Source organism: Deltaproteobacteria bacterium (assembly GCA_009930495.1).
Taxonomy (GTDB): Bacteria; Desulfobacterota; Desulfovibrionia; order Desulfovibrionales; family Desulfomicrobiaceae; genus Desulfomicrobium.
Genome location: RZYB01000272.1, coordinates 1 through 2,506, shown reverse-complemented (window position 1 = coordinate 2,506; position 2,506 = coordinate 1). Strand labels below are relative to the sequence as shown.

Annotated in this window: 3 protein-coding genes; 1 reads left to right on the top strand and 2 read right to left on the bottom strand. The window is 64.0% G+C overall.

Annotation, left to right across the window (positions count from 1 at the left end; all coding sequences use genetic code 11):
- Together EOL86_13630 and EOL86_13625 are read right to left on the bottom strand one after the other, a co-directional pair.
- On the bottom strand, nucleotides 1–377 hold a 377-nt coding region (locus EOL86_13630), incomplete at its 3' end, for an ABC transporter (protein ID NCD26616.1).
- 9 nt (nucleotides 378–386) lie between these two features.
- A complete protein-coding gene (locus EOL86_13625; protein NCD26615.1) occupies nucleotides 387–1,325 on the bottom strand; it encodes an ATP-binding cassette domain-containing protein in 939 nt (312 codons plus the stop codon).
- Between the two features lie 208 nt (nucleotides 1,326–1,533).
- Here EOL86_13625 and EOL86_13620 point away from each other — a divergent pair.
- Nucleotides 1,534–2,506, top strand: a 973-nt coding sequence (locus tag EOL86_13620) for a D-glycerate dehydrogenase (GenBank protein ID NCD26614.1), incomplete at its 3' end; no start/stop codon positions are given.

Below are 2,506 nucleotides of genomic sequence, written 5' to 3'. Positions count from 1 at the left end.
TCCGGCTGGCCCAGGGCCGCGAGCATGAGCGGCAGGATCAGGGTCGAGCCCAGGGCCAGGAGCAGAAAGCACAGTCCGGCCAGATATTTGCCCAGAACCAGGGCCATGGGCCGCATGGGGAAGGTCAGGAGCATTTCCACGGTGTTGGCGGCCCGTTCCTCGGCCCACAGGCGCATGGTCACGGCCGGGACAAAGACGCAGAGAATGAACGGAATGGTGTTGAAAAAGCTGCGCAATTCGGCCACCGGGAAAAGAAAGAACTCGGTGACGAACAGGCCGCTTGCGATGAGGGTGAAGACAATCAGAAATATCGCGCCGATGGGCGAATTGAAGTACGCGCCCAGCTCGCGGCGCATGATGGTGACAAGATCTCGCATGGGTTCTCCTTAGGCGGCCTGTTCGGCGCGGGTCAGGGCCAGGAAGATGTCTTCCAGGGAAGGGCCGGGCAGGGTCAGTTCACGCAGCGCCCAGGATTTGTCCGCGCACAGGGCGGACAGTTCTTCCAGGGCGGCCATCGGGTCCAGGGCCGTGAAGCGCAGCCGCGTCCAGCCTTCGGCCTCGCGCAGGATTTCCGTGTCGGTGATGCCCGCCGCGTTCAGGGTCGCGGTGATGTCCGCGCCTTGGGCCTTGATTTCGGCCCGGCCCCATGCCCTGGCTCCGGCCTTGACCGCCAGTTCGTCCGTCGTGCCTTGGGCCCTGATGGCGCCTTGGCTGATGATGACCACACGGTCGGCGATGGCTTCCACTTCCTGCAGGATGTGGGTGGAGAAGAGCACGGTCTTGGTCGCGGCCAGGTCCCTGATCAGGCCGCGAATTTCCAGAATCTGGTGCGGGTCCAGGCCCGTGGTCGGCTCGTCCAGGATGATGACCTCGGGGTCGTGGACCAGGGCCTGGGCCAGGGCCGTGCGCTGGCGGTAGCCCTTGGACAGTTCGCCGATGGGCCGACGGTACATGGGCGTCAGCCCGGTTTTTTCCAGAACCCAGCCCAGGCGCTGCCGCAGCCCGGTTCCGTGCAGGCCGCGCGCCTGTCCCACGAAATCCAGGTATTCGCCGACCTCCATCCGCGGATAGAGGGGCAGGTTTTCCGGCAGGTAACCGATTTTCTGGCGGACTTTGAGCGGGTCGCGGAGCACGTCGAATCCGCAGACCGTGGCCGTGCCCGTGGACGGGCGCAGGTAGGTGGTCAGTATTTTCATGATCGTGGACTTGCCCGCTCCGTTGGGACCGAGCAGGCCCAAAATTTCGCCCTGCCCGACGCGGAAGGTGGCGTCCTTCAGCGCCGTGACGGGGCCAAAGTGCATGCCCAGATTGTGTGTTTCGATCATCGTGAACAACTCCTCGGTGAAGTGAAATGGCGGCGCTTATGGCGCGTCGCACGGACAGGCCTGCCCTAGAACAGGTTTTTGGACGAAATCAAGTGCAAATTCCGGCATGGACAAGACCAGCCTGCGCCAATTCCCGCACTTGAAGGCAGGTCGCGTCCACGGTAGCCCTGATTGGAAATTCTTGAAACAGACAGCAAAGGAGCGTGTCATGAAGCCGAACGTGTATGTGACCCGTCTGATTCCCGCCGCCGGCCTGGACCTGTTGCGCACCGTGTGCGAGGTGGAGGTCAATCCGGATGATCGCCCCCTGGGCCGGGACGAACTTCTGGCCAAGGTCCGGGACAAGGACGGCGTTATTGGCCTTCTGACCGACCGTATCGATGGCGAATTTTTTGACGCGGCCCCAAGGCTCAAGGGGTACGCCAATTATGCCGTGGGATTCGACAACATCGACGTGGCCGAGGCGACCCGGCGGCGCATCCCGGTGTCCAATACGCCGGGCGTGCTGACCGACGCCACGGCCGAGCTCGCCTGGACGCTTTTGTTCGCCGTGGCCAGGCGCGTGGTCGAGGCCGACGCGGTCATGCGCTCGGGGCAATGGTCCGGCTGGGGGCCGCTGCAGTTTTTGGGCGCGGACGTGTGCGGCAAGACTTTGGGCATTGTCGGGGCCGGACGCATCGGCACGGCCATGGCGCTCATGTCCAAGGGGTTTCGCATGTCCGTGGTCTATTCCAGCTCGTCGGGGCGCCGCAACGACGTGCTTGAAGCCGAACTCGGCGCGCGACTCGTGCCGTTCGAGGACCTGCTGGCCCAGTCCGACTTCATCAGCCTGCACGCGCCGCTCACGCCCAGGTCGAAACATCTCTTCAACGCAGCGGCCTTCCGCCGCATGAAGGACTCGGCCATCCTCATCAATACCGGACGCGGGCCGCTGATCAAGGAAGACGATTTGGTTGATGCCCTGAAAATCGGCCAGATCTCCGGCGCGGGCCTGGACGTGTACGAATTCGAGCCGCGTCTGGCCCAGGGGCTGGCGGCGTTGCCGAACACGGTCCTTCTGCCCCATGTCGGCTCGGCCACGACATCCACCCGCACCAACATGGCGACCATGGCCGCCCGCAACCTTCTGGCCATGCTGTCCGGCGGTCGTCCTGAAACCTGCCTTAACCCGGAAGTGCTGG

What these genes read in the sequence shown, in the direction of transcription:
- EOL86_13625 (NCD26615.1), bottom strand. Translation starts at nt 1,325, where the DNA reads ATGATCGAAACACACAATCTGGGCATGCACTTTGGCCCCGTCACGGCG.